Source organism: Nonomuraea sp. NPDC049419 (assembly GCF_040676995.1).
Lineage (GTDB): Bacteria > Actinomycetota > Actinomycetes > Streptosporangiales > Streptosporangiaceae > Nonomuraea > Nonomuraea salmonea.
In genome coordinates this window covers 184,385-208,172 of record NZ_JBFAQB010000002.1, presented here as the reverse complement: position 1 = coordinate 208,172, position 23,788 = coordinate 184,385, and the positions used below count along the sequence as shown (strand labels likewise).

Annotated in this window: 24 protein-coding genes; 16 read left to right on the top strand and 8 right to left on the bottom strand. The window is 73.2% G+C overall.

Features of this window, described 5'->3' with window-relative positions:
- Positions 1-5 precede the first annotated feature (5 nt).
- Together AB0K12_RS06300 and AB0K12_RS06295 are read right to left on the bottom strand one after the other, a co-directional pair.
- Positions 6-509 (bottom strand): N-acetyltransferase family protein, encoded by a 504-nt coding sequence (locus AB0K12_RS06300; RefSeq protein WP_364556098.1) that lies wholly within the window; start codon positions 507-509, stop codon positions 6-8.
- A 46-nt stretch (positions 510-555) separates the two neighbouring features.
- Positions 556-1,824: an acyltransferase gene (locus tag AB0K12_RS06295; RefSeq protein WP_364556096.1), complete on the bottom strand. Its 1,269-nt coding sequence runs from the start codon at positions 1,822-1,824 to the stop codon at positions 556-558.
- Between the two features lie 186 nt (positions 1,825-2,010).
- On the opposite strand from AB0K12_RS06295, the gene AB0K12_RS06290 reads away from it, so the two are divergent.
- Together AB0K12_RS06290 and AB0K12_RS06285 are read left to right on the top strand one after the other, a co-directional pair.
- Positions 2,011-3,258, top strand: a complete 1,248-nt coding sequence (locus tag AB0K12_RS06290; RefSeq protein WP_364556094.1) for a sensor domain-containing protein — start codon at positions 2,011-2,013, stop codon at positions 3,256-3,258.
- Positions 3,249-3,896: a response regulator transcription factor gene (locus AB0K12_RS06285; protein WP_364556092.1), complete on the top strand. Its 648-nt coding sequence runs from the start codon at positions 3,249-3,251 to the stop codon at positions 3,894-3,896. The genes AB0K12_RS06290 and AB0K12_RS06285 overlap by 10 nt, the downstream gene beginning before the upstream one ends.
- 268 nt (positions 3,897-4,164) lie before the next feature.
- Here the strand turns inward: AB0K12_RS06285 and mihF are convergent, their stop codons facing one another.
- Both mihF and AB0K12_RS06275 read right to left on the bottom strand, forming a co-directional pair.
- A complete protein-coding gene (gene mihF / locus AB0K12_RS06280; protein ID WP_043641121.1) occupies positions 4,165-4,470 on the bottom strand; it encodes an integration host factor, actinobacterial type in 306 nt (101 codons plus the stop codon).
- Between the two features lie 603 nt (positions 4,471-5,073).
- Positions 5,074-6,327, bottom strand: a complete 1,254-nt coding sequence (locus AB0K12_RS06275) for an ROK family protein (protein ID WP_364556090.1) — start codon at positions 6,325-6,327, stop codon at positions 5,074-5,076.
- Positions 6,328-6,350: 23 nt separating this feature from the next.
- On the opposite strand from AB0K12_RS06275, the gene AB0K12_RS06270 reads away from it, so the two are divergent.
- The 10 genes from AB0K12_RS06270 (at position 6,351) to rbsK (ending at position 17,213) form a co-directional block, all read left to right on the top strand.
- On the top strand, positions 6,351-7,652 hold the full coding sequence (locus tag AB0K12_RS06270; RefSeq protein WP_364556088.1) for an MFS transporter: 1,302 nt from the start codon (positions 6,351-6,353) through the stop codon (positions 7,650-7,652).
- A gap of 181 nt (positions 7,653-7,833) precedes the next feature.
- Complete coding sequence (locus tag AB0K12_RS06265) at positions 7,834-8,874, top strand: LacI family DNA-binding transcriptional regulator (RefSeq protein ID WP_364556086.1); 1,041 nt, start codon at positions 7,834-7,836, stop codon at positions 8,872-8,874.
- The gene (locus AB0K12_RS06260) at positions 8,871-9,785 is read left to right on the top strand and encodes a sugar ABC transporter permease (protein ID WP_364556084.1); all 915 of its coding nucleotides are present in this window, start codon (positions 8,871-8,873) and stop codon (positions 9,783-9,785) included. Before AB0K12_RS06265 ends, AB0K12_RS06260 begins: the two co-directional genes overlap by 4 nt.
- Complete coding sequence (locus tag AB0K12_RS06255; protein ID WP_364556082.1) at positions 9,782-10,600, top strand: carbohydrate ABC transporter permease; 819 nt, start codon at positions 9,782-9,784, stop codon at positions 10,598-10,600. The genes AB0K12_RS06260 and AB0K12_RS06255 overlap by 4 nt, the downstream gene beginning before the upstream one ends.
- A gap of 9 nt (positions 10,601-10,609) precedes the next feature.
- A complete protein-coding gene (locus AB0K12_RS06250; RefSeq protein WP_364556080.1) occupies positions 10,610-11,908 on the top strand; it encodes a sugar ABC transporter substrate-binding protein in 1,299 nt (432 codons plus the stop codon).
- Positions 11,905-12,855 (top strand): ADP-ribosylglycohydrolase family protein, encoded by a 951-nt coding sequence (locus tag AB0K12_RS06245; RefSeq protein WP_364556078.1) that lies wholly within the window; start codon positions 11,905-11,907, stop codon positions 12,853-12,855. The genes AB0K12_RS06250 and AB0K12_RS06245 overlap by 4 nt, the downstream gene beginning before the upstream one ends.
- A 5-nt stretch (positions 12,856-12,860) precedes the next feature.
- On the top strand, positions 12,861-13,871 hold the full coding sequence (locus tag AB0K12_RS06240; RefSeq protein ID WP_364556076.1) for an ADP-ribosylglycohydrolase family protein: 1,011 nt from the start codon (positions 12,861-12,863) through the stop codon (positions 13,869-13,871).
- Complete coding sequence (locus tag AB0K12_RS06235) at positions 13,868-15,004, top strand: ADP-ribosylglycohydrolase family protein (RefSeq protein WP_364556074.1); 1,137 nt, start codon at positions 13,868-13,870, stop codon at positions 15,002-15,004. Before AB0K12_RS06240 ends, AB0K12_RS06235 begins: the two co-directional genes overlap by 4 nt.
- A complete protein-coding gene (locus AB0K12_RS06230) occupies positions 15,001-16,332 on the top strand; it encodes an ADP-ribosylglycohydrolase family protein (protein WP_364556072.1) in 1,332 nt (443 codons plus the stop codon). The genes AB0K12_RS06235 and AB0K12_RS06230 overlap by 4 nt, the downstream gene beginning before the upstream one ends.
- Positions 16,329-17,213: a ribokinase gene (gene rbsK / locus AB0K12_RS06225; RefSeq protein ID WP_364556070.1), complete on the top strand. Its 885-nt coding sequence runs from the start codon at positions 16,329-16,331 to the stop codon at positions 17,211-17,213. The genes AB0K12_RS06230 and rbsK overlap by 4 nt, the downstream gene beginning before the upstream one ends.
- Positions 17,214-17,304: 91 nt before the next feature.
- On the opposite strand, the gene AB0K12_RS06220 is transcribed toward rbsK, so the two are convergent.
- On the bottom strand, positions 17,305-17,799 hold the full coding sequence (locus AB0K12_RS06220; RefSeq protein ID WP_364556068.1) for an NUDIX domain-containing protein: 495 nt from the start codon (positions 17,797-17,799) through the stop codon (positions 17,305-17,307).
- Between the two features lie 42 nt (positions 17,800-17,841).
- On the opposite strand from AB0K12_RS06220, the gene AB0K12_RS06215 reads away from it, so the two are divergent.
- Positions 17,842-18,051, top strand: a complete 210-nt coding sequence (locus AB0K12_RS06215; RefSeq protein WP_364556066.1) for a hypothetical protein — start codon at positions 17,842-17,844, stop codon at positions 18,049-18,051.
- Between the two features lie 50 nt (positions 18,052-18,101).
- Here the strand turns inward: AB0K12_RS06215 and AB0K12_RS06210 are convergent, their stop codons facing one another.
- Entirely contained in the window at positions 18,102-18,803 is a 702-nt protein-coding gene (locus AB0K12_RS06210) for an FCD domain-containing protein (protein ID WP_364557706.1), read from the bottom strand.
- A 176-nt stretch (positions 18,804-18,979) separates the two neighbouring features.
- Between AB0K12_RS06210 and leuA the strand changes: the two genes are divergently transcribed.
- A complete protein-coding gene (leuA, locus tag AB0K12_RS06205; protein WP_364556064.1) occupies positions 18,980-20,695 on the top strand; it encodes a 2-isopropylmalate synthase in 1,716 nt (571 codons plus the stop codon).
- Positions 20,696-20,749: 54 nt separating this feature from the next.
- Here the strand turns inward: leuA and pyrF are convergent, their stop codons facing one another.
- Positions 20,750-21,574: an orotidine-5'-phosphate decarboxylase gene (gene pyrF / locus AB0K12_RS06200; protein WP_364556062.1), complete on the bottom strand. Its 825-nt coding sequence runs from the start codon at positions 21,572-21,574 to the stop codon at positions 20,750-20,752.
- 138 nt (positions 21,575-21,712) lie between these two features.
- Between pyrF and AB0K12_RS06195 the strand changes: the two genes are divergently transcribed.
- The gene (locus AB0K12_RS06195; protein ID WP_364556060.1) at positions 21,713-22,189 is read left to right on the top strand and encodes a DUF2283 domain-containing protein; all 477 of its coding nucleotides are present in this window, start codon (positions 21,713-21,715) and stop codon (positions 22,187-22,189) included.
- Positions 22,190-22,291: 102 nt separating this feature from the next.
- Here the strand turns inward: AB0K12_RS06195 and AB0K12_RS06190 are convergent, their stop codons facing one another.
- On the bottom strand, positions 22,292-22,819 hold the full coding sequence (locus AB0K12_RS06190; protein ID WP_364556058.1) for a hypothetical protein: 528 nt from the start codon (positions 22,817-22,819) through the stop codon (positions 22,292-22,294).
- 160 nt (positions 22,820-22,979) lie between these two features.
- Here AB0K12_RS06190 and AB0K12_RS06185 point away from each other — a divergent pair, with 160 nt between their 5' ends.
- Positions 22,980-23,783 carry an HAD family hydrolase gene (locus tag AB0K12_RS06185; protein WP_364556056.1) on the top strand — a complete coding sequence of 268 codons (804 nt, stop codon included), beginning with the start codon at positions 22,980-22,982 and terminating at the stop codon, positions 23,781-23,783.
- The last annotated feature ends 5 nt before the right edge of the window (positions 23,784-23,788 follow it).

Sequence of the window (23,788 nt, the reverse complement as noted above, 5' to 3'; positions counted from 1 at the left end):
GTGAGTCAGGTGGCGCGCAGATCCAGCTGGAAGAGCGCGGTGTCGACCCAGCGGCCCAGCTTGAATCCCACCCCGTTCAGCCGGCCCGCCGCGCGGAAGCCGCACCTCTCGTGCAGCCGCGCCGACGCCGGGTCGCCCGCGTCCGCGATCACTGCGACGAGCTGCCTGGCGTGCGTCTCGCGGGCCCGCCCGATCAGCTCGCCCAGCAGCCGCCCGCCCAGGCCCTTGCCCGTGTACTCGGGGGCCAGGTAGATGCTGTCCTCCAAGGTGTGGCGGTAGGCGGGCTTCGGGCGGTATTGGGCGAGGTAGGCGTACCCGGCGACCTCGCCGCCCACCTCGGCCACCAGGAACGGCAGCCCCGCCGCCGCGACGGCCGCCGCCTTGGCCCGCCAGTCGGCGAGCTCAGGGGGCGTCTCGTCGAACGTCACCGCGGTCGCCGTCACGTAGTGGGCGTAAATGCCGGCGACGGCCGGCAGGTCCTTGTCCTCAAGAGGGCGAATCGTCGTCATGGCGTCATTGTCGTGATCGGCGGATGACATCCGTGTTTCCTGATCGTCACGCGCGCAGCCTCGGCGCCGTCATCAGCAGACCGGCGAGCAGCGCCAGCACCGCCAGGAACGGTCCCGCGCCGGGCGCGAACCCGCCCACCGTCAGCGTCAGCACCCCGGCGCCGACCAGGCCCGACGCCACCAGCATGCCGCCCTGCCCGGCCGTGCCGTACGGCAGCGCGGGCGGCGCCTCGAACCGGGCGAACCCCTTCAGCAGCGGCCACATGACCAGGCACAGCAGCCCGAACCAGACCGGCCACCCGGCGAACCACAACACGCTGCCCGGCCGCGGCGTGTCCACGCCCAGCAGCACCACGACCACCCCGGTCACCGCGAACAGGGCCGGCATGTGCCACAGGTACACCGTCATGACGCGCGGCCCGGCCCAGTCCAGCAGGCGGGCCAGCGGCAGCCGCATCAGGGCGGGACGCAGCAGCACGGCCAGCCCGATCTGGCCCAGGCCGACCGCCAGCATGGCGAGCGTGGGCGGCGCCATGTTCGACACCTCCGCGCCGGGCAGGCCGATCATGCTGCCCGGGTACGGCCCGTACGCCACCAGCAGCGCCGCCGCCCCGAACCCGCCCGCCGCCAGCAGGCCCGCCCCGCGCAGCCGGCCCTCGGCGTAGAAGAAGCCGAGCTGGTGCACGGCCAGCCAGACGAACACCACGTTCACGTACCCCACTGCGTCGAACCCCGTCGAGAACCGCGCCACGTCCGTCACCACCGCACCGAGCGCCAGCACGACCGGCACCCGCCGGCCGTGGCGCTCGTGCAGCCGCAGCGCGTACGGGGTGGCGACCACCGCCAGCAGATACACCGCGAGGAACCACAACAACTGCCCGGTCAGCCTCGCCCCCACCTCCAGCGGCTGCGCCGGCACGCCCAAAGTGAGCAGCAGTTGCGGCAGCGGGATCCACACCGCCGCCAGCGGCAGCAGCGGCCAGGCCAGCCGCCGCAGCCGCACCGCCTGCCACGCCGGCACCGCCGTCCCGGCTCGCCGCGCGCGGGCGAAGCCGATCGCGTTGGCCGCGCCGCCCGCGAAGAACACCAGCGGCATCACCTGGCTCAGCCACGTCACCACCCACACGCCCGGCGTGGACAGCGCGTTGCCGGTCGTCAGCCGGCCGTCCTCGTAGTCGAGCACCGGGATCGTCCAGTGCTGGAGGACGACCAGCGCCATGCCGGCCACCCGCAACAGGTCGATGAAGTGGTCACGGCGCGCGGGCGCGGGCGGCGCGGGTGCCGCGACGGCCGGGCGGTCCAGCAAGACGGTCATGGGGGAGCCTCATCTCATGGGGAAGCGAACGCACTCAAGGCTCCCGCCGTACGGCTGCGCGCACATTGACGCGAGCAGCAGTCCTCAGGTCGGCGTGCCACCACCCCGGGGGGTAGGGCCAGCCCTACCAAGGGACACCGGCGCACCCGCTCGTCCGGGCCCGCCCCACGACCTACCGTGGTCACCATGCGCTCCCTGACGAGGCGTGTCCTCCTCGACACCCGTTACACACTGGTCGGCTTCCCGACGACCCTGATCGGCTTCGTGCTCATGCTCCCCGGCTTCGCCGCCGCGCTGGGCACGATGGTCATCTGGGTCGGGGTGCCGCTGCTGGCCGGCACGCTGCTGATCGCGCGCGGGTTCGCGGACGCCGAGCGGGGCTGGCTGTCGGACGTGCTGCGCAGGCCGCCCGTACGGCCCCGCTACAAGCCCGCGCCACCGGGCGCCGGCCGTTTCCGCCGCCTCGTCAACCCCTTGATGAGCGGACAGTCCTGGCTCGACCTGCTGCACGGCATCATCAACCTGCCGTTCGCGATCCTCGCGTTCGTGCTGACCGTCGTGTTCTGGGCGGTGCCGCTCGCCGGCCTCACCTGGCCGCTCTACGGCATCGTCACCTCGCGCATCCCCGGGAACGTCGAGCTGCCCGAGCTGCTCGGCCTGGGCGACGGCTACGTCGTCAACGCGGCCTTCTACTTCCTCGTCGGCCTGCTCTTCCTGCTGCTGATGCCGCTCGTCATCCGCGGCGCCGCGCTCCTGCGCGCCGGGCTCGGGCGGGCGCTGCTGACCGGCGTGGCCGAGCTGCACGAGCGCATCGACGACCTGGCGCAGGGCCGGGCCGCCGCCGTCTCCGCCGAGGCCAACGCGCTGCGCAAGCTGGAGCGCGACATCCACGACGGGCCGCAGCAGCGGCTGGTCTCGCTCGCCATGGAGCTGTCCAGGGCGCAGCGGCAGCTCGCCAAGGACCCCGAGGCGGCCCAGGCCACGCTCAAGTCGGCCATCAGCGCGACCCGCGAGACCCTCGACGAGCTGCGGGCTCTCTCGCGCGGCATCGCACCGCCCATCCTGTCCGACCGCGGCCTCGCGCCCGCGCTGGCCGCGCTGGCCGGCCGGTGCACGGTCCCGGTCGACCTCGACGTGCAGACCGTGGAGCGCTACCAGGCGGCCGTCGAGAACGCCATCTACTTCGTCTGCGCCGAGACCCTCACGAACGTGGCCAAGCACAGCCGCGCGACCGTCTGCACCGTGCAGCTCGTCCGGCTCGGTGACGTCCTCATGCTGACGATCGGGGATGATGGGGTCGGCGGCGCACACGTCGCCAAGGGACATGGGCTCGCCGGGCTGGCCGACCGGCTGCGCGCCGTGGACGGTGAGCTGACCGTCCAGTCGCCCGGCGGCGGGCCCACGGTGATCGTGGCGGAGGTTCCGTGCGGGTAGTCGTGGCCGATGACGCGGTGCTGATCAGGGAGGGCCTGGTCAGGCTGCTCGAAGAGTTCGGTTGCGAGGTGGTGGCGACCGTCGGCGACGGCGACGCCCTCGTGGAGGCGGTCTCGAAGCACGAGCCCGACGTGTCGGTGGTCGACGTGCGCATGCCGCCGTCGTTCACCGACGAGGGGCTGCGGGCCGCCGTCGAGGCCCGCCGCCGGGTGCCCGGCACGCCGGTGCTGATCCTGTCGCAGTACGTCGAGGTCTCCTACGCCGACGACCTGCTGGCCGACGCCAGGGGCGCGGTGGGCTACCTGCTGAAGGACCGCGTGGTGGACGTCGACGAGTTCCTGGAGGGCCTGCGGCGGGTGGCCGCGGGCGGCACGGTCTTCGATCCCCAGGTGGTGTCCCAGTTGATGGTGCGCAGGCGCAAGGACGATCCGCTGGCCCAGCTCACGCCGCGCGAGCGCGAGGTGCTCGGGCTCATGGCCGAGGGCCGCTCCAACCCGGCGATCGGCCGGCAGCTCGTGATCAGCGACGGCGCCGTGGAGAAGCACATCAGGAGCATCTTCAACAAGCTCGGCCTCTACGCCGAGGACACCGACCAGCACCGCCGCGTCCTCGCCGTCCTGACCTACCTACGCTCCTGACCGGCGTGCGCTCCTGGCGGGCCGACGTCATGGAGCCGCCCGCGTTCTGCCGAGTTGCGGTGGTGACCGGCCTGCGGGCCTGGGGGATCGTGCTGTGGGGGGTGGGGGTGACCCCTCTGGGCGGGCCGGGGGTGGGGGTTCCGTGGGACGCCCGCCGGTCGAGCGGGGCGGCTCCGCTCGCCGGGCCCTGCCTGGCTGCGAGTGGCCGGGCTGTGAGGGGTCGCCGGCCGGTCCGCGCGGCGCTGCGCGCGGACCTGGCCGCCCGGCCTTAGCCGAGCGCGTCGACCAGCTTCTTGCGCTGCTGGGCGCCCAGGCCGCCGAGGCGGCGCTTCTCGTCGACGCCCGCCTCCTCCATCAGCGCGGTGGCCTTGGCCGGACCCACGCCCTTGACGGCGCGCAGCGCCTGCGACACCTTGATCTTCTTCGCGATGTCGTCGTCACGCTCCAGCAGCTGAGCGAACGTCAGCTCGCCCGCCTTGACCTTCGCCAGCAGGGCCGTGCGGGCGGCACGGGCCTCGGCGGCCTTGGCCAGAGCGGCTTGACGCTGCTCGGGGGTGAGAGTGGGAAGTGCCATCTCAGTTCTCTCCTCGGGGAGTTTTACGTTCGGGTTCTGTTACCCGTGGTGCAGTGGCTAATCATGGCGGATACCAGCGGTTCGTGTTGCGGAAAGCGCCCTGTCAACGTGCCTCCCGCAGCGATGCGGCGGCCCCCGCACACGTCACGCCCGGCAGGACGGTGCCCCCGCTGACCCCTATGCCGCCGACCACGCGTTCTGTCACACCGTAGCCCGAAAAGAGCGGCATGCCGCTTTCTGCGGGGCGAATCCGGCACCCGCCGGACCCGCCTGCCCGCCCCTGCCTCCGGCGCCTCCGCCGGTCTTCCTGAGCGCCCGCCGACGCCTTGGGCGCGTCACCCGCCGGCGTCGGCCCGGCGATCTCGTGACCTGTCATGAGCTGGGCGGACGCCGGGCCCGCCACCCCGTCCACCGCCGGGACCAGGATCGCTGAGCGTCGTCGAACCCCAGCTCGACGGCCGCCTCGCCCGTGCGGGGCACGGGCCCGCGACGTACGGGCACATGCCCCGGGGCCGGGACGGGTGAGGCGGCTACGGACGGTTCCGTCCCGGCTTCCGGCTCTCTGGCCTGGCAAGATCGCCTACAGGGCCCTTGGGGGAGGCGTTATAGCGGCCTATCCCCGTCCGGGGTGGAATGCGTCACACTTTGCCGGTCGGGCGTGTCGCGGGCCTGGTCAGGGTGGTTGTTGCGCCACAGTTCAAGGCCCTCGACGGTCAGGAAGGCGTCGAACACCGACTCCATCGCTCCCAGCAGCGCGCCCCGCCAGCCGAGCGCCGACCCCTCGATGCGCGGCGGCCGCTCCCGGCGGATCGCCATCAGGTACGGCTCGCCGGCCGCCAGGAGCGCCGCCCCCGCCCGCTCGAACAACTCGGGGCCGTGGCCCGACAGGGTGACCACCTCGGGGTCGTGCGCGTTCACCAGGGCGGCGATGCCCCGGCCCAGCATCCGCGAGGTCGCCTCGACCGCCGCCGCGTCGGTGGCGAGCACGTGCTCGGCCTGCTCGCGTCCCCGGCCGCCACCGTGGGCCAGGCCGGCGTGCCGCAGCAGGGCGTTGGCGCCCACGTCGGCGCCCCAGCAGCCGAGGGCGCCGCACGCGCACGGCCGCCGGCTCTCCGTCAGCGGCATGTGGCCGAACTCGGCGCCGACCCCGCCCGCCCCGGCGACCGGCCGCCCGTCCACCATCAGGACGCCGCCCAGGTCGAAGTCCACATGCAGATGCAGGCCCACCCGCACGTCCCGGAGCCGCCCCCGCCGCGCCTCCGCCACCGCCGCGAACGCGGTGTCGTTCCCCACGACCGGCGTCCCGGCCGGGGGGCCCGCCTCATCCCGGTCGCCGGCCGCCAGCAGGGCGGGGACGTCGACCCCGTGCCAGTCCAGATGGGCGATGTCCACGAGGCCGCCGTGGCGTACCGGGCCGGCCAGGGCCACGCCCGTGCCGACGACCCGGCGGCCGAGGCGGTCGCGGTGGGCGGCCAGGGCCTCGCCCAGCGGGCGGAGCGCGCCTTCCGGGGTGCCGTCGTGCGGGCGTACCTCAAGGACCGTGACCCGGCCGCCCAGCTCGCACTCCGCCAGCTCCCACGCGTCCTCGCGCACGTCCACGGCCAGCGCGACCGGCCCGTACGGATGCGGCCCAGGCACCTGCGTCGGCCGTCCGCGTACGTGCTCACGCGCCGGCTCCTCGTGCAGCAGCTCGTCCTCGGCCAGCCCCGCCACCAGGACCGAGGCCGTGCCCCTGGCCAGCCGCAGGTCGCGGGTGAGCTGGGACCTGGTGCGGGTGGCCCCGCAGTCGTGCACGGCGCGCAGCAGCCTGACCCGGTTGTGCGCGCGCAGCTCGCCACTCGTCGTAGCACCATTCACGTTTCACAGTTTATGCTCTAGCCGTGAACAAAAGCGCCACTGTCGCCAGACGGGCTCGTGTCGGAGTTTTCGGATTCTTCTTCCTCGCCGGTCTTGTCATGGGGTTGTGGGCGGCCGGGCTGCCCTCGCTCAACGACCGGCTCGACCTCGGGCCCGCCCTGCTCGGCCGGGTCCTGCTGCTGATCTCCGCCGGTGCGCTGGCGTCGATGCTGCTCGCCGGGCGGCTGGTGGACCGGTGGGGGAGCAGGCGGTTGTGCTGGATCGCCGGGCCGCTGTCCGGGGTGGCCCTGCTCGGGCCCGCGCTGGCGCCGTCGGCCTGGGTGCTGATGGCGCTGGCGGTGGTGTTCGGGATGGGGCTCGGGGTGATGGAGATCGCCATGAACGCCCACTCCGTGGAGGTCGAGCGCTGCTACGGCCGGCCCGTCATCTCCGCCTTCCACGGCACCTGGAGCCTGGGCGGCGCGGCCGGCGGCGGCATCACCTCGCTGGTGCTCCAGGCCGGGCTGGACGCGCAGGGGCTGCTGGTGGTGGCGGCGATCGTGGTGCCCTTCCTGTATGTGCCCGCCGCCCGCCTCCTCCTCCCCGACGCCTACACCCGCCCCGCCCCGCAGAACGCGGCCGAGGGCGTCGAGGCGGGGAAGCCCGCAGAGAGCGCCGGAGGCGCCGGTGCCGCTGCCGGCGGCTCAGGTGGTGGGTCGCTCAAGTGGGGGCTCATCGCGCTGCTCGGGGTGGCGGCATTCGCGGGGCATCTGAGCGAGGGCGCGGCCATCGACTGGGCGGCGCTGCACGCCAGGATGGTGCTGGAGACCGATCCCGCGCTGGCGCCGCTGGCGTACACGATCTTCTCGATCGCCATGACCACCGTGCGGCTGCTCGGCGACCCGATCAGGGCCCGGCTGGGCTCGGTGCTGACGATCAGGCTCGCGGGCGTGCTCGCCACCGCCGGGTACGTCCTGGTGCTGGTCTCGCCGCTGCTGGGCGACCCGCTGCGGGTGGTGTGCGCGTGGACCGGGTGGGCGCTGGCCGGGGTGGGGCTGGCGACGGTGGTGCCGGTGCTGTTCAGCGCGGTGGGCGCGGCCGGCGGCCGGGTCGGCAGGGCGCTGGCCATGGTGACCGCCTTCGGCTACACCGGCCTGCTGCTGGGCCCGGCGGTGCTGGGCTTCGTGGCGGAGGCGGCGTCCCTGCCGGTGGCGCTGTTCATCCCGGCCGTGCTGGCGGCCGTCGTCACGGCGGCCGGCTCCCCGGCCATCCGCGCCCTGCTCGCCCTTCCCGCCGCCAGCCCGTCCCCGGAGACGAGCCCGGCCCCCGCTTCCGTGCGCGACTGAAAAGCCGAAGGCCGCCCCGCCGCTCTCCGGCAGGGCGGCCGGTTTGCGTTCACCTACTCTGACCTGGTGTTATGCGATCGTGACTTGACCTGCAAGTTACATCCAGGTTTCATGTGGCCCACGCCGTAAACGTTTACAGCAGATCATTCGTAAACGTTTACACCACGAGGGAAGGACAGCCTTGGGCGACGGACCCACGATCACCACCATCGCCGAGCGCGCCGGTGTCTCGATCGCCTCCGTGTCGCGGGTCCTGAACGGCCTGCCGACCAGGCAGGAGACCGTGCGCAAGGTGATGGCGGCCGCCGACGAGCTGGGCTACGTGCGCAACGCCGTGGCGAGGTCGCTCAAGTCGCGCCGCACCCACCAGATCGCGTTCGCCATGGCCGACGTCGGCAACCCCGCCTACCTGGCGATGCTGCGGGAGATCCAGCCGGTGCTGAAGGCGGCCGGCTACCGGCTCGTGCTGCACTCCACCGACGCCGTGGTGGCCGACGAGATCGACGTGCTGCACAGCCTCGGCGAGCGGTACGTCGACGGCCTCATCATGAGCCCCCTGCGCGTCACCGACACCCACCTGCAGATGCTGGCCACGGCCAGGGCCCCCGTCGTGATCATCGGATCGGTGCCCGACGGGACGCGGGTGGACAACGTACGCGCCGACTCCCGCACGGGCGTCCGGCTGGCCGTCGACCACCTCTACGCGCTCGGCCGCCGCCGCATCGCCATGGTCAACGGCCCGCTCGACACGGTGCCCGGCGCCGCGCGCGGGGCCGCGTACCGGGAGGCGCTGACGGACCTCGGGCTGCCCTACGACGAGAACCTCGTGCAGATCGGCGACTTCTACCGCGAGGAGGGCCGCCGCGCGGTGGCCGAGCTGCTCGCGCGGGCCCCCGAGGTGGACGCGCTGATGTGCGCCAACGACCTGATCGCGCTCGGCGCGCTCGACGTGCTGCGCGCGAAGGGCCGGCGGGTGCCCGAGGACGTGGCGGTCGTCGGCATGGACGACACCGACCTGGCGGCGGCCTCATGGCCGTCGCTGACCAGCGTCTCGCTCGGGTCGGCCGAGCGCGGCAAGGCGGCGGCGGAGCTGCTGCTGGAGCGGCTGCAGGGCGACGACGGCGACCCCAAGCGGGTCACCGTGGCGCCCAGGCTGGCGATCCGCGCCTCCACGGCCGGCCCCGGCTACGAGCGAACCCAGAGGAAGGAGGGCGGCGCGTGACGGCGACCGTGACGCGATCCGCGCCCCCGCGGCGGCCGGGAGCCCGGCGCCGGGCGGCGTCGCGGCAGCGGCGCGAGATGTGGCTGCTGATGCTGCCGGCGATGGTGCCGGTGGTGCTGTTCAGCGTGGGCCCGCTGCTCTACGGCATCGGCCTGGCGTTCACCGACGCCCGCAACACCCGTAACCACCAGACCGAGTTCGTGGGCCTGGAGAACTTCACCCGGCTGATGACGGACGACGAGTTCTGGGCGTCGTTCCAGATCGGCGCGATCTGGTCGGTGTCGGTGACGGTGCTGCAGTTCGTGGCCGCGCTCGGCCTGGCGCTGCTGCTCAACGAGAAGCTCAGGGGCCGCGGCGTGGCCAGGGTGCTGTCGGTGGTGCCGTGGGCGATGCCGCCGGTGGTGGTCGGCCTGATGTGGAAGCTCGTCTACCACCCCGACGCAGGCGTCCTCAACGACCTGCTCGGCACCGACATCAACTGGCTGGCCGACTTCTCGCTGGCGCTGCCGGCGATCATCGTGGTCGGCGTCTGGGCGGGCATGCCGCAGACGACGGTCGTGCTGCTCGCGGGCCTGCAGAACGTCCCGAAGGAGCTGTACGAGGCCGGCGCGATGGACGGCGCGGGCACCTGGCGCCGCTTCTGGAACATCACGCTGCCGCAGCTCCGCCCGGTGATCGTGGCGATCACCTCGCTCGACTTCGTGTGGAACATCAACCAGTTCGGCCTGGTCTACGTGCTTACGCAGGGCGGACCCGGCGGGCGCACCCGGCTGCCGATGTTGTTCGCCTACGAGGAGGCGTTCAGGTATCGCATGGCCGGTTACGCCTCGATGCTCGGCCTCGCCATGGCCATCGTCGTGCTCGCGGTGCTCGGTCTCTACCTGTGGCGCCAGATGAGGGAGGCCAGGTGAAGCGCGTCTCACAGTACGTCGCCCTGCTCGCGTACGTCGTCTTCCTGGCGTTCCCGCTGCTGTGGCTGCTGTCCACGGCGCTGAAGACGCCGCAGGAGATGGCGCTGACCGAGCCGACGTGGATCCCGCGCGAGCCGACGCTGGCCAACTTCGGCGCCGCGTTCGGCGAGCAGGACCTGGTCGGCGCGTCGCTGCGCAGCCTGGTGGTGGCGTTGTTCGCCAGCGTGATCACGGTGCTGATCTCGCTGCCCGCCTCCTACGCGATGGCCCGCTACCGGGGCCTGGTCAACAAGATCGCGATCGGGTGGGTGCTGGTCAGCCAGGTGTTCCCGTTCATCCTGATCATCATCCCGCTCTTCATGATCCTGCGTGACCTGGAGCTGGTGAACACGCTGCCCGGTCTGGTGCTCGTGCACGTCACGTTCACGCTGCCGTTCGCGCTGTGGATGCTGCAGGGGTACGTGCGCGCGGTGCCGCCCGAGCTGGAGGAGGCCGCGGCGGTGGACGGCGCCTCGCGGCTGCGCTCGATCGCGTCCGTGGTGGCCCCGCTGCTCGCGCCCGGCGTGGTGGCGACGCTGCTGTTCTCCTTCATCTCGTCCTGGAACGAGTTCATGTTCGCGCTCGTCATCCTCCAGGACCCCGACGTCATGACACTCCCGCTGACGCTGGTGCGCTTCACCGGCCCGGAGGGGGTGGCCAGGCTCGGCCCGCTGGCCGCGGCGTCGCTCATGGCGACGATCCCGAGCCTGATCTTCTTTTCGATCATCCAGCGGCGTTTGAAGTCCGGCCTGATGGCCGGCGCCGTCAAGGGCTAGGAGGCTCATATGCGTATCACGTCCGCTCTGGCGGTGGCGGCGGTCCTCACGCTGGCCGCCGCGTGCGGCGGGGGAGGCGGCGAGTCGCCGGCTCCCGGCGAGCCGGTCACGATCGATTTCCTCAGCCTGGCGTGGCAGAAGGAGTCGGTGGCCGCGAACAAGCAGCTCGTGGACGAGTGGAACAAGGCCAACCCGGACATCCAGGTGACCTACGTCCAGGGCAGCTGGGACAACGTCAACGACCAGCTCGTCACCCAGTTCTCCGGCGGCACGGCCCCCGACGTCATCCACAACGACTCGCCCGCGCTGTCCGGTTTCGCCTCCGACGGCTACCTGATGGACCTGAAGGACAAGCTGCCCGCCGAGCTGAAGAGCGACATTCCGCAGTCGGCCTGGGACACCGTCACCTTCGACGACGGCCAGGGCGGCCAGGGCGTGTACGGCGTGCCGTTCCTGCAGGAATCGCAGGTCATCATCGCCAACAAGAAGCTGCTCGACGCCGCCGACGTCCGCGTGCCCACCCCGGACGACCCGTGGACGTGGGACGAGTTCTCCGCGGCGGCCAAGAAGATGACCAAGGGCGGCACGTACGGCGTGGCCTGGCCGATGAAGTCGCCGGTCAACAAGACGCTCAACCTGGCGCTCAACTTCGGCGGCACGTTCTTCCAGACCACCGACGGCAAGACCACCGTCAAGGTCGGCCCCGAGGAGCGCGAGGTGCTCCAGCGCATCCACGACCAGCTCTACAAGGACAAGTCGGCCGACCCGGCCGCGCTCGGCCAGGGCACCGCCGATCCGCTGCCCGCCTTCTACCAGGGCAAGTTCGCGATGCTGCCGACCGGCGTCTACCTGCGCCAGCAGGTGGCCGAGCAGGCCCCCGACGACTTCGAGTGGGTCACGCTGCCCGCGCCCAAGGGCACCAGCGCCTCGCAGGGCGCGGTCTCGCAGACGCTGTCGATCGCGCAGGACAGCAAGCACCCGGACGAGGCGATGAAGTTCATCGCGTTCTTCCTGAACGGCGCCAACCAGGCCAAGCTCGCCAAGGGCGACTGGCTGCTGCCGACCTCGCAGCAGGCCGCCGCCGACCCCGCCATCACCACCAAGGAGAACGGCTGGGACGTGGCGACCGCCTCCGCCAAGGACCTGGTCGTCGCGCCGTTCCTGAAGGTGAACGGGTTCGACGAGTGGAAGACCAAGGTCGCCACGCCGGTGCTGCAGGAGTACTTCGCCGACAAGATCTCCCTCGACGACGCGGCCAAGCGGCTGGTCGAGGACGGCAACAAGGTGCTGGAGCGGTACTACCGGTGATCTCACCACGCGACAGGGCCCGGGGGTGCCTGCTCGGCCTGGCGGCCGGCGACGCCCTCGGCGCCCCTGCCGAGAACCTGACCCCGGAGGAGATCCGCCGCCGGTGGGGCCGGCTCACCGAGATCGAGGGCGGCGGCACCGACGACACCGAGTACGCCATCTTCGCCGCCTCCCTGCTGGTCCGCCACGGCCACGCGCTCACCGCGGCCGACGTGGCGGCGGCCTACCGGGCCGAGGTCATCCCCAGCGTGCAGGGGCCGATGCGCGGCGCCGGGTTCTCCGAGCTGGGGACCGTCGAAGCGCTTCGCCGCGGCCTCGAACCGCCGCTGACCGGGCTGGTGCACGCGCACGGCTGGTCCGACGGCCTGGCCATGCGGGCGGCGCCGTACGGGATCTTCTGCCCGGGCGACCCGGCCGAGGCGGCCCGGTTGATGGAACAGGACGGGCTGGTCAGCGGGTCGGGCGAGGGCATCATGGGCGGCCGGGCGGTCGCCGGCGGGGTGGCCGCCGCCATGGGCGGCGCCTCTCCCGGCGAGGTCGTCGACGCGGCGCTCTCGGTCGTCCCGGCCGACTCGTGGACCGCGCGGAACGTCACACGAGCCAGGGACGCCCTCAAGACCGGCGATCCCGCCGCGCTGCACGAGGCCGTCGTCGTCAGGCACTACCCGTGGACCGACGTCGCGCCCGAGGCCGTGGCGCTGGCGATGGCCGCGTTCCTCGCCGGGAACGGCGAGGTCGAGGCGGCCGTGACGTACGGCGTGGGCCTCGGCAGGGACGCCGACACGATCGGCGCCATCGCCGGCGCGCTGGCCGGAGCCTCCCAGGGAGAGGGCGGCGTGCCGGCGCGCTGGGCCGCGCGGATCGGGCCCGTGACGGGCAAATGCCTGCCCGTCGTGGCGGGAAGACACGTGCTGGACGTCGCCGACGAGCTGGCGGAAGGACTGTAGATCACATGTCGGGGGACAGAATCAGGGGAGCCTTCGCCGGGCTCGCCGCCGGTGACGCCGCGGGCTGGCCCGCGACCCGGCACCGCTCGGCCCGGCACGCGCCCTGGAGCCGCCGCCTGCACCGCGAGCTCGACGCGTTCGCCGAGGAGCATCGGGTGACCACGCTGCCGGTGCCGTTCGCGCTGAACCAGCCGGTCGCGCCGCTGCGGCTCGGCCCGTCGGACGACGCGGAATGGCTGGCCTGGACGGCGCTCACCATCGGCAGGCCGCGCGCGGAGGCGTACGGGGAGCTGGTGCCCGTTCGCCCTGGCACCGGGCCGGAGAGCATCAGGGCCCGCATCTCCGTCGCGACCGCGCTGGACAACCTGGCCAAGGGGGTCGCGCCGCCCGCGTCGGGCCACGACAACCCCCACCACTTCGACGACGCCGCCGCCGTCAGGGCGGTCGCGTACGGGGCTGTCGGCCGCGACCCGACCCCCGACGCGCAGGTGACGAACGCGGGCGACGGCGTGCTGGCCGCCCGCGCGATGGCCGCCGCCGTGACCGCCGCCGTAACCGAGGCCGTCGCGTCGGGACGGGTGGGCGCGGCGGTCGAGGCGGCGCTGGCCGAGCTGCCCGAGGACACCGCGATCGGGCACAACGCCCGGCTCGCGCTGGCCGTCGCGCGGAAGGCGGGCGACGCGTTCTCCGCCGTCCCCGCGCTGGACGCGGCCCTGGTCGACCACGTCTACAGCTACGGCGTCGGCGCCGCGCAGACCGTGCCGGCCGCACTCGCGCTGGCCGAGGCGGCGGGCGGCGACCTCACCCGCGCCGTGCCGGCGGCGGCCTGCCTGGCCGCGCTGGCCGACTCGGCGCCCGCGCTCACCGGAGCGCTCACCGGAGCCTGCGGCGGGTACGAGGCGGTCCCGGAGGGGTGGACCGCCTCGTCCCGCACGCTCACCGGCTGCTGCCTGCCCGACCTGGCGGGCCGAGACTTGATCGAAATAGCGGACACACTTTCGGAGGGAATCGCATGACGCCGCTTGAGGACAGGGCGACTGGCTGCGTGGCGGGGGCGGCGGTCGGTGACGCGCTGGGCGGCGCCACCGAGGGCTGGACCGCCGAACAGATCGTGGAACGTTACGGGGGCCGCGTCGAGGGCATCGTGCCGCCGTACAACGCCGACTGGCGCAACGCCAGGCCCATCGCCCCCTACCACAAGGGCGACGGCCACATCACCGACGACACCCTGATGACGCACGCGCTGATCCGCGTCTACGAGAAGGCCGGACGGCACCTGGACGCGTACGCGGTGGCCGAGCACCTCGTGCCCGAGCTGATGGGCGAGAAGCGCTGGATCCCCGAGCTGGAGGCCGAGGCGCTGCCGCTGCAGCGCATCTTCCTGGCCGAGAAGTGGATCGTGACCCGCCTGCACTACGGCCACGCCGACCCGCGCGAGGCCGGCGTCGGCAACATCGTCAACTGCGGCGCCGCCATGTACGTCGCCCCCGTCGGCATCGTCAACGCCGCCGACCCCGACGCCGCCTACGCCGAGGCGCTCGACCTGGCCGGCGCCCACCAGTCCAGCTACGGCCGCGAGGCCGCGGGCGTGATGGCCGCCGCCGTCGCCGAGGCCATGCGGCCGGACGCCACCGCGGACTCCGTGGTCGGCGCCTGCCTGCGCCTGGCCAAGGACGGCACCAGGGCCGCCATCGAGGCCGTCTGCGAGACCGCTTCGGGGCTCGGCCACTGGGAGGGCTCGTTCGAGGCGCTGCGCGCGGCCGTCCGCCCGTACGACACGGTCGCCGACACCTACCGCGACCAGGGGCTGGGTGCGCGCAGGCCGAGCCGGGTGCACAGCATCGAGGAACTGCCGCTGGCCCTCGCCTTCCTGGTGATCGCCAAGGGCGACTACCGCGACACCGTGCTCGGCGGCGTCAACTACGGCCGCGACGCCGACTCGATCGCCTCCATGGGCGGCGCCATCGCGGGCGCGCTCGGCGGGCTGTCCAGTGTGCCGGCCGAGTGGGTCGAGCAGGTCGGCACGGCCAGCCGTACGGACCTGGTGGCCCCCGGACGGGCCATCGCCGAGGTCGCGCGCCGCCTGCACGCCGCCGACGTCGCCCGCCGCCGCGCCCACGAGGCGGCCTTCGCCGAGCTCGACGCATGATCCGGCTCACCTGGGTCCAGCCCGAGGACCTGATCGGGCACGAGCTGCGCCAGGCCGCCGAGGACGGCCGCGACGCCCGCGAGATCGCCGCCCGCTGGCACGCCGCCGGCGGCCACGACGCGCCGCCGCGCGCCGGCGCGTCCGAGCCTGCCGCGGCCCGGCTGCGCCGCCTCGCCGAGGAACTGCTGGACGAGCTGGCCGCACTCCCGGTGCCGCCCGGCGAGCCGTCCGACCTGGACGGCATCATCGCCGCCTGCCCCGACTGGCCCGCGCCCCGGCAGGGGAGCGCCGCCGTGGACCCGGATCGAGTGCTGGGCGCCTGGCTCGGCAGGGCCGCCGGATGCGTGCTCGGCAAGCCCGTCGAGAAGATCCCGCGCGAGGGCATCAGGGAGATCGCCGAGTCCACCGGCAACTGGCCGATCACCGGCTGGTTCACCGCCAAGGGGCTGCCGGACGACGTCGCCCGCCGCTGGCCGTGGAACCGCCGCAGCGCCGTCAACTCCCTGGCCGAGAACATCGACGGCGTCCCCGAGGACGACGACCTCAACTACCCGCTGCTCGCCCTGTCCGTGCTGGAGCGCCACGGGCGCGGCTTCACCACCGACGACGTCGCCAAGCTCTGGCTGGACGAGCTGCCGGCCGGGCGCACGTTCACCGCCGAGCGGGTCGCGTACCGCAACCTCCTCGACGGCGTCGAGCCGCCCGCCACCGCCAGCCGGCGCAACCCGTTCAGGGAGTGGATCGGCGCGCTCATCAGGGCCGATGTGTACGGCTGGGTCAACCCGGGCGACCCGGCCACCGCCGCCGAGTACGCCTGGCGCGACGCCCGCCTCACCCACACCGCAAACGGCGTCTACGGGGCCATGTTCACGGCCGCGATGTGCGCCGCCTCGCTGGTCGCCACGTCGGCCGACGAGGTCGTCCAGGCCGGGCTGTCCGTGGTGCCCGCCGGGTCGCGGCTGCACGAGGCCGTCACCCTCGCCGTCGCCGACGCCCGGAGCGAGCCCGACTTCGAGCGGGTCATCGACCGCCTGCACGAACGCCACGGGCACCTCCACTGGGTGCACACCGTCAACAACGCCGCCCTCGTCGCCGCCACCCTCGTGCACGGCCACGGCGACTTCACCGCCACCGTCGCGGGCGCGGTCGCCGGCGGCTGGGACACCGACTCCGCGGGAGCCACCGCGGGATCCGTGGCAGGCGCGCTGGGCGGCGGCGTGCCCGAGCGCTGGCGCATGCGCGACAGCCTGGCCAGCAGCCTGACCGGCTTCGACGGGGTGGGTCTTGCCGAGCTGGCCGCGCGTACACAGGAGATGATGGCGTCATGATCTCGGTTTTCGGCAGCGCCAACATGGACCTCGTCGCGTACGTCTCCCAGGCACCCCGGCGTGGTGAGACCGTCACCGGCCACCGCTTCCGCACCGTGCCCGGCGGCAAGGGCGCCAACCAGGCGATCGCCGCTGCGCGGGCGGGCGGTGAGGTGGCGTTCCTGGGGGCCGTGGGCGACGACGGGTTCGGCGCCGAGATGCGGGCCACGCTCGCCGACGCCGGAGTCGACGTACGCGGGCTGCGCCAGGTGCCGGGGCCCAGCGGCATCGCGCACATCGTGGTGGACGACTCGGGCGGCAACTCGATCATCGTCGTCCCCGGCGCCAACGGCACGGTCACCGGGCCGTCCGGCACCGACCTGGCCGCCATCGCGAGCTCCCAGGCGCTGCTGCTCCAGCTGGAGCTGCCCATGGAGGCCGTCGCCGGGGCCGCGCAGGCCGCCCGGGTGTCGGCCGTCCACGTCTACCTCACCCCGGCGCCCGCCCAGCCGCTGCCGGCCGAGCTGCTCGAGGCCGTCACCACGATCGTCCCGAACGAGCACGAGGCGGCCGCCATCACCGGCGTCTCCGCTCCCGACGGCGCCCTCGACGCGCTGCTCGAACTCGTGCCCGAGGCCGTCATCACGCTCGGCTCGGAAGGCGCGCTCTATGGGGCGCGTTCGGGGGAGCGGCACCGGGTGCCCGCCGTCAAGGTGAACGCCGTGGACACGACCGCGGCCGGTGACACGTTCGTCGGCGCGCTCGCCGTCGCCAGGTCCGAGGGGATGGCGGTGCCGCGGGCACTGGAGTTCGCCTCGGCGGCGGCCGCCCTGTCGGTCCAGCGAGAGGGCGCAAGCACCTCAATGCCCTCCCGCCGCGACATAGAAGACACCCTCATCTGAACGCCCGCCGCATTCGCCCGCGCCGACCCCGGGGCTTGCCCGCGCCGACCCCGGGGTTTGCCTGCACCGCCCCGGGTGGCGGCCGAGCGGGTCACCAGCCGAGCTTGACCGGTTCCGCCGGTCTGTCGCCGGCGAGCAGGGCGGGCAGGATGCCGGCCAGGCCAGGCGGGAAGACCGGCTCCTGGGAGGCGGCCAGGTCGTCGGCGCGCCACCACTGGTGTCCCCTCGCCAGCTCCTCCACCTCGTAGTCCTCCAGGGCGCCCGGCTCGAGCGTCGCGGCCTGGACCCGGGCGAAGAAGTAGGTGTGGACGCTGTAGTAGTGGCGTCCCAGGTGCGACCAGGGTCCCTCGTTGGTCGCCACCGGTGCGCCCAGGGTCCGCGGGTCCAGCACGTGGCCGGTCTCCTCCCACGCCTCCCGTACGGCGGCGTCGGCCGCGCTCTCACCCGGCTCGATGCCGCCGCCGGGCAGGTGCCAGGAGAGCACGTGCGGCCAGGGATCCGGCGGGACCAACCGGAGCATCAGCACCCGGTCGCCGGGCTCGGCCAGGATGACGCGGGCGGTGGGACGCTGCGTGCGTAAGGGCATGACCGGAAGGTAGCAAACCGGGCATCAGGGCAGGTGGGGGACATGAGGAAGCTATCCGATGAGCTGCCGGAAGCGGTCGGCGGTGTGGACGGAGAGAGCGACGTGGTGGCCGAACGCTCCGGCTGCAGCACTCCGCGCACCCGCCGCCCGGTGTCCGCCGACCCACCTGACGAGCAGGACGAGCCAGAACCCGAAGAACTGGTCGACGAGGAAGAGGACATCATCCGCCCCGACATCGGCCCCACCGGCTGACTCGTCGCCGCTGCCATGGCGGGTGTGATCACTCCACCCAACTTTCATGGTCAGGTGCCGGTGTTGTGGGTGTGGAGGTGGGTCAGGGTGTGTTGCAACTCGGTGTGGAGGATCGTGGCGGCGGCGTCGGCGTCGCCGTCCCTGATCGCGGCCACCAGCGCCGCGTGCGTGTCGTGCCCTGTGTTGGGGTCGTGCTCGCGCAGCGACAGGAGCTCCACCAGGGAGATCAGCCCTTCCCTGAGCACGGGCGCGAATTCCTCGAACAGGTCGGTGAGCACGGGGTTGCGGGCCGCCGCCACCACTGCCGCGTGCAGCGCGATGTCGGCGGCGACGAAGGCGGCGTCGTCGCCATCCGCCGCACGGGCGCGGGCGGCCAGCGCGCCCTCCAGGGCCGCCACGTCCTCCTCGGTACGCCGCTCCGCCGCCAGCCGCGCCGCCTGGGTCTCGACGATGACGCGGACCTCGTACACGTCGGTGATGGCGGCCCGCCGCAGCCGGGCGGGCCAGTCCTCGGCCGGCTCGGTGGCGATCACGTAGACACCGGACCCCTGCCGCGCCTGCACCAGCCCGGCGCCGGCGAGCGCCCGCAACGCCTCGCGCACGGTCGAGCGCCCCACGCCGAGCGTCTTGGCCAGCGCGTTCTCCCCGGGCAGCCGGGTGCCGACCGGCCACTCTCCCTGGGTGATCTGCTCGCGCAGATGCTCGGTGGCCTGCTCGACGAGCGGGCTGGGGCGAAGGGAGCCGAGCGGCATGGATGTCAACCTCTCAGGTTGTCTGAGGACCTGTGATGTGGTTAGTCTAGCCCGCATGTCGTCGTACGGTCTGCTGCTTCTCGGCCGCCGCGGCGGGGCCTGACCGGACCGGCACCCCGCCGCGGTGGTCAGGGTGCCCGCCGGTCCCCCGAAGAGCGACCGAAGGACAAAGAGAGATGGACGACTGGAACCGGCAGCGCCCGAGCGCGATGCCGTACCACCGCTACCGCCCCGCCCACGACCGCGTCGAGGTGCCGGCGGCGGACCGCGCCTGGCCCGCTCGGCGCATCACCGAGGCGCCCCTGTGGGTCCCGGTGGACCTGCGCGACGGCAACCAGGCCCTGGCCGAGCCGATGGACCCGGCACGCAAGCGCCGCATGTTCGAGCTGCTCACCACGATGGGCTACAAGGAGATCGAGGTCGGCTACCCCTCGGCCAGCCAGACCGACTTCGACTTCGTCCGCCACCTGGCCACCCCGGGCGTCGTGCCGGACGACGTGAGCGTGGTGGTGTTCACGGCGGCGAGGCGCGACCTGATCGAGCGTACGTTCGCCGCCATCGAGGGCATGTCCCGCGTGGTCGTGCACCTCTACACGGCCACCGCGCCGACCTGGCGCGAGGTCGTGCTCGGCCACGACAGGGCCGAGCTGCACGCCCTGATCAGGGACGCCGCCGAGCACGTCGCCCGCCTGGCGGGCGACCGCGACATCCGCTTCCAGTTCTCGCCGGAGGTGTTCAACCTCACCGAGCCGGACTACGTCCTGGACGTCTGCAACAGCCTGACGGCCCTGTGGGAGGCCTCGCCCGACCGCCCGGTGATCCACAACCTGCCGGCGACGGTCGAGGTGGCGACGCCCAACGTGTACGCCGACCAGATCGAGTACATGCACCGCCACCTCGACCGCAGGGAGGCGGTGATCCTGTCCGTGCACCCGCACAACGACCGCGGCACCGGCGTGGCCTGCGCCGAGCTGGCCGTGCTGGCGGGGGCCCAGCGGGTGGAGGGCTGCCTGTTCGGCAACGGCGAGCGCACCGGCAACGTAGACCTGGTGACGCTGGCGCTCAACCTGCACTCCCAGGGCGTCGACCCGATGGTGGACCTGTCGGACATCGACGAGGTGCGCCGGGTGGTCGAGCACTGCAACAGGCTGCCGGTGCCCGACCGCCACCCCTACGCGGGCGACCTCGTCTACACCGCCTTCTCCGGCACCCACCAGGACGCCATCAACAAGGGCCTGGCTCACCACGCCAAGCGGGCCGCCGACATGGGCGTGCCGCCCGAGCGGGCGCCGTGGGAGGTGCCGTACCTGCCGATCGACCCGGCCGACGTGGGCCGCGACTACCAGGCGGTCATCCGCGTCAACAGCCAGTCGGGCAAGGGCGGCGTCGCGTACCTGCTGCACACCCGCTACGGCCTGGAACTGCCGCGCCGCCTGCAGATCGACTTCTCATCGGTCGTGCAGCGGGCCACCGACGGCAGCGGCGAGGAGATCACCGCCGAGCAACTGTGGGAGCTGTTCCACGCCACCTACGTCGCACCGGGCGAGAGCGCCGCGCCGGTGGAGTGGAAGACGGTCGAGACGGCTCCCGGGGTGCACGCGTTCGAAGGGACGCTGCCCGGCGGGCGCCGCCTGCACGGCACCGGCAACGGCCCGCTGGCCGCGCTCACGGCGGCGCTCGGCGCCGGCGGAACGGAGGTGGACATCCTGCACTACGCCGAGCACGCGCTCGACCCCGGCAGGGGCGGCAGAGCCATCGCGTACGTCGAGGTGCGCGCGGGCGGCGTCACCCGCTGGGGCGCGGCCCAGGACACCTCGGTGCTGACGGCGTCGGTGCACGCTGTCATGGCCGCGGTCGAGCGGGCCCGCGAGGCGACAGCCGCTCAGGTTTGAGCAGCCCTGGGGGAGCCGCCGTTCAGAACTGAGCGGCCCCGAGGGAGTCGCCGTTCAAAGGTGAGCGGCGGTCTGAGGTGACAGGTGGGCGGCGCATTCGTCGCGGTAGCGCAGCACGCGGGCGCGCAGCCGCTTCGGGTCGGCGAGCACGGCACGGGAGACGGACGGCACGACGGCGTGGCGTACCGGCCCGAACAGCCGCGCCACGTCGGCCGGCGTCGCCCCCTGGACGCCCATCCCCGGCGCCAGGATGGGGCCGTTGAGATCGTCGAGCGGCAGGTCGAGCTGCCGCAGCGTCGCCCCGATCACCAGGCCGACCGGCCCGAACGGCGAGTGCCCCGCGTTCGCCGCCACGGCGCCCGCCAGCACCTGCCCGGCCACCGGCCGCTGGAAGTCCGCCGACTCGGGGTTGGAGGTGCGCGTCACCACGAACACGGCCGCGTCGTTGGCCGCCGCCGACGTGATCGCGCCCTCCAGCGACCCGAACCCCTGATACGGGCTCAGCGTCACCGCGTCGGCCGCGAGCGGGCTGCCCCGGTCGAGGTAGGCCTCCGCGTAGGCGGTCATGGTGCTGCCGACGTCGCCGCGCTTGGCGTCGAGCAGCACCAGCGTGCCCGCCTCGCGCAGGTCGGCGATGGTGCGCTCCAGCACGGCGATGCCGCGGCTGCCCCAGCGCTCGAAGAAGGCCGACTGCGGCTTGACGACGGCGGCGACGTCCGCGACGGACTCGACGACCGTGCGGCTGAACTGCTCGATCCCGGCCGGCGCGTCGTCGAGCTCCCAGGCGTGCAGCAGCGCGGGGCTGGGATCGATGCCGACACAGAGCGGCCCGTACGCGTCGAGCCTGGCGCGAAGGCGGGTCCCGAACGACTCGTTCATGGAGGCTTCCTCACGGCCGCGACGGCGGCGGCCCCTGGGCGGCGTGGCACGAATGGTTCCCCGGCGACGATAAGGCACGCAGCCCGGCGTTGCCTAACCGAGTCTTCCGCGCGCGGCCCTATGGGTAGATCACCAGACATGTACGAGATCGCCCAACGGGTGCTGGCGTTGCGTACCGATCCGCCGGGTGACGTCGTCGTCACCATCGGCCTGCCGTACGAGGAGCCCACCGGCGAGTGGTCGTGCCCGTACCGGATCGACGGGCTGGAGGGCTGGGAGCACGAGCGGAAGGTGACGGGGCTCGACTCGCTGGAGGCGGTCGAGCGGGCGATGGTCATGGTGCGGGCGGCGCTGGCGGGCTCGCACGAGGCCAAGGAGGGGCTGCTGTCGTGGGAGGGCGTGCCGGGCGGTCAGCGGGCCCAGACGGTGTACGTCACCGTGGACGACGAACGGAACATCGCCTATATCGCGATGAAGGACGAAATAGTGCCAGGTGAGGTGGTTCGTCAGGTCGCCGCGGAAGGTGTGGTCCTCGACTACGGCGACTCCGGCCGCCTCCTCGGCCTGGAACTCTCCGACGCCGCCGGCCTCCTCCCGCCGGGGATGCGCATCTGAATCCGGCGAGGGCTGCGGGCTTGGCCGGCCGGGGGGCCTGGGTCAGCGTGGCCTGGGTCAGCGTGGCCTGGGTCAGCGTGGCCTGGGTCAGCGTGGCCTGGGTCAGCGTGGCCTGGGTGCGCGCGACAGCAGCCACCGCCAGCGCGGCAGCTCCAGCACCACCGTCACCACCGCCAGCACCGTGACCACCGCGGCCGCCACGGCGTGCCACACCGTCCACGCCGCCGCCACGGCGGCCACGAACTGCAGAAGGACCAGCCCGATCGTCACGAACCCCGGCACCGCCACGACCACGTGCCGCTTGTCGCCGGGGGTGGCGAAGAACGTCGGCAACCCGATCAGCAGCACCACGGAGAGCGCGGCCAGCGGGAGCGAATACCCGACCAGCGCCCACGGGACAGCAACCCAGGCCACCAGCTCGACGGCGAACCGGAACACCGACGCCGGCCGATCGGCCGGCCGGTCCACCGCGAGCAGGGAGGGCCGGGGCGGCGGGGAGAATGCGTCCGCGTCCGCGAACGGCGTGTGCCCGGACGGCGTGTGCTCGGATGGCGTGTGCTCGGACGGCGCGTCCGCATACGGCACGTTTCCGGACGGCGTGTGCTCGGACGGCGCGTCTGCATACGGCACGTTCCTGGACGGCGTGTTCGAGGTCGGTGGATCCCCGGAAGGGCTCGCCCAGGACGAGCCGTCGGACGGGGGGTTCGAAGGGGGCGTGTTCGAGGACACGTGCGTACCATAACAATGCCGAGCAGGTGATCTAGGGATGGAAGTCGGGATAATCACGTTCGTGACTCCCGCACCGTTCCCGCGCATCGTGGCCACCGACCTCGACGGCACCCTCCTCACGTCAGACGGCACCGTCAGCCCGCGTACCAGGCAGGCGTTGCGCGCGGCCCGAGCCGCCGGCGCCGAGATCGTTTTCGTCACCGCGCGGGCCCCGCGCGGCGTCAGGGAGATCGCCGCGCGGACCGGCGTGGACGGCACCGCCATCTGCAGCAACGGCGCCATCGTGTACGACGTCGCCACCGACGAGATCACCCACAGCAGCCCGCTCACCCCGTCGGCCGCCCGCGAGGTCGCCGAGACCCTGGCCCAGGTGCTGCCCGGCGTCGGCCTGGCCGTCGAGACGGGCAGGAACGTGCTGGCCGAGTCCGCCTACACCCGGCGAATCGAGGCGGACATGGCCTTCTACCGGGAGGTCGTCTCGGTGTTCGACGCCGGCCAGCCCATCGTCAAGCTGCTCGCCATGTCGGCCGCGCACACGGCGGACGACATGTACGCCGCCGCGGCCGACGCCATCGGTGACCTGGCGGAGGTCACGTACTCGGGAGTGGAGGGGCTGCTGGAGATCAGCGCGGCCGGGGTGACGAAGGCGGCCACGCTGGACCGGATCTGCCAGGAGCGGGGGATCGACGCCGGGGAGGTGGTGGCGTTCGGCGACATGCCCAACGACCTGGCCGTCCTCATGTACGCGGGCGCGGGCTACGCGATGGCCAACGCGCATCCGCTCGTGCTGGCGGCGGCCCGGCACCGCACGCTGTCGAACGACGAGGACGGCGTCGCCGCCGCCCTGGAGGCGCTCTTCCCCTGAGCCTC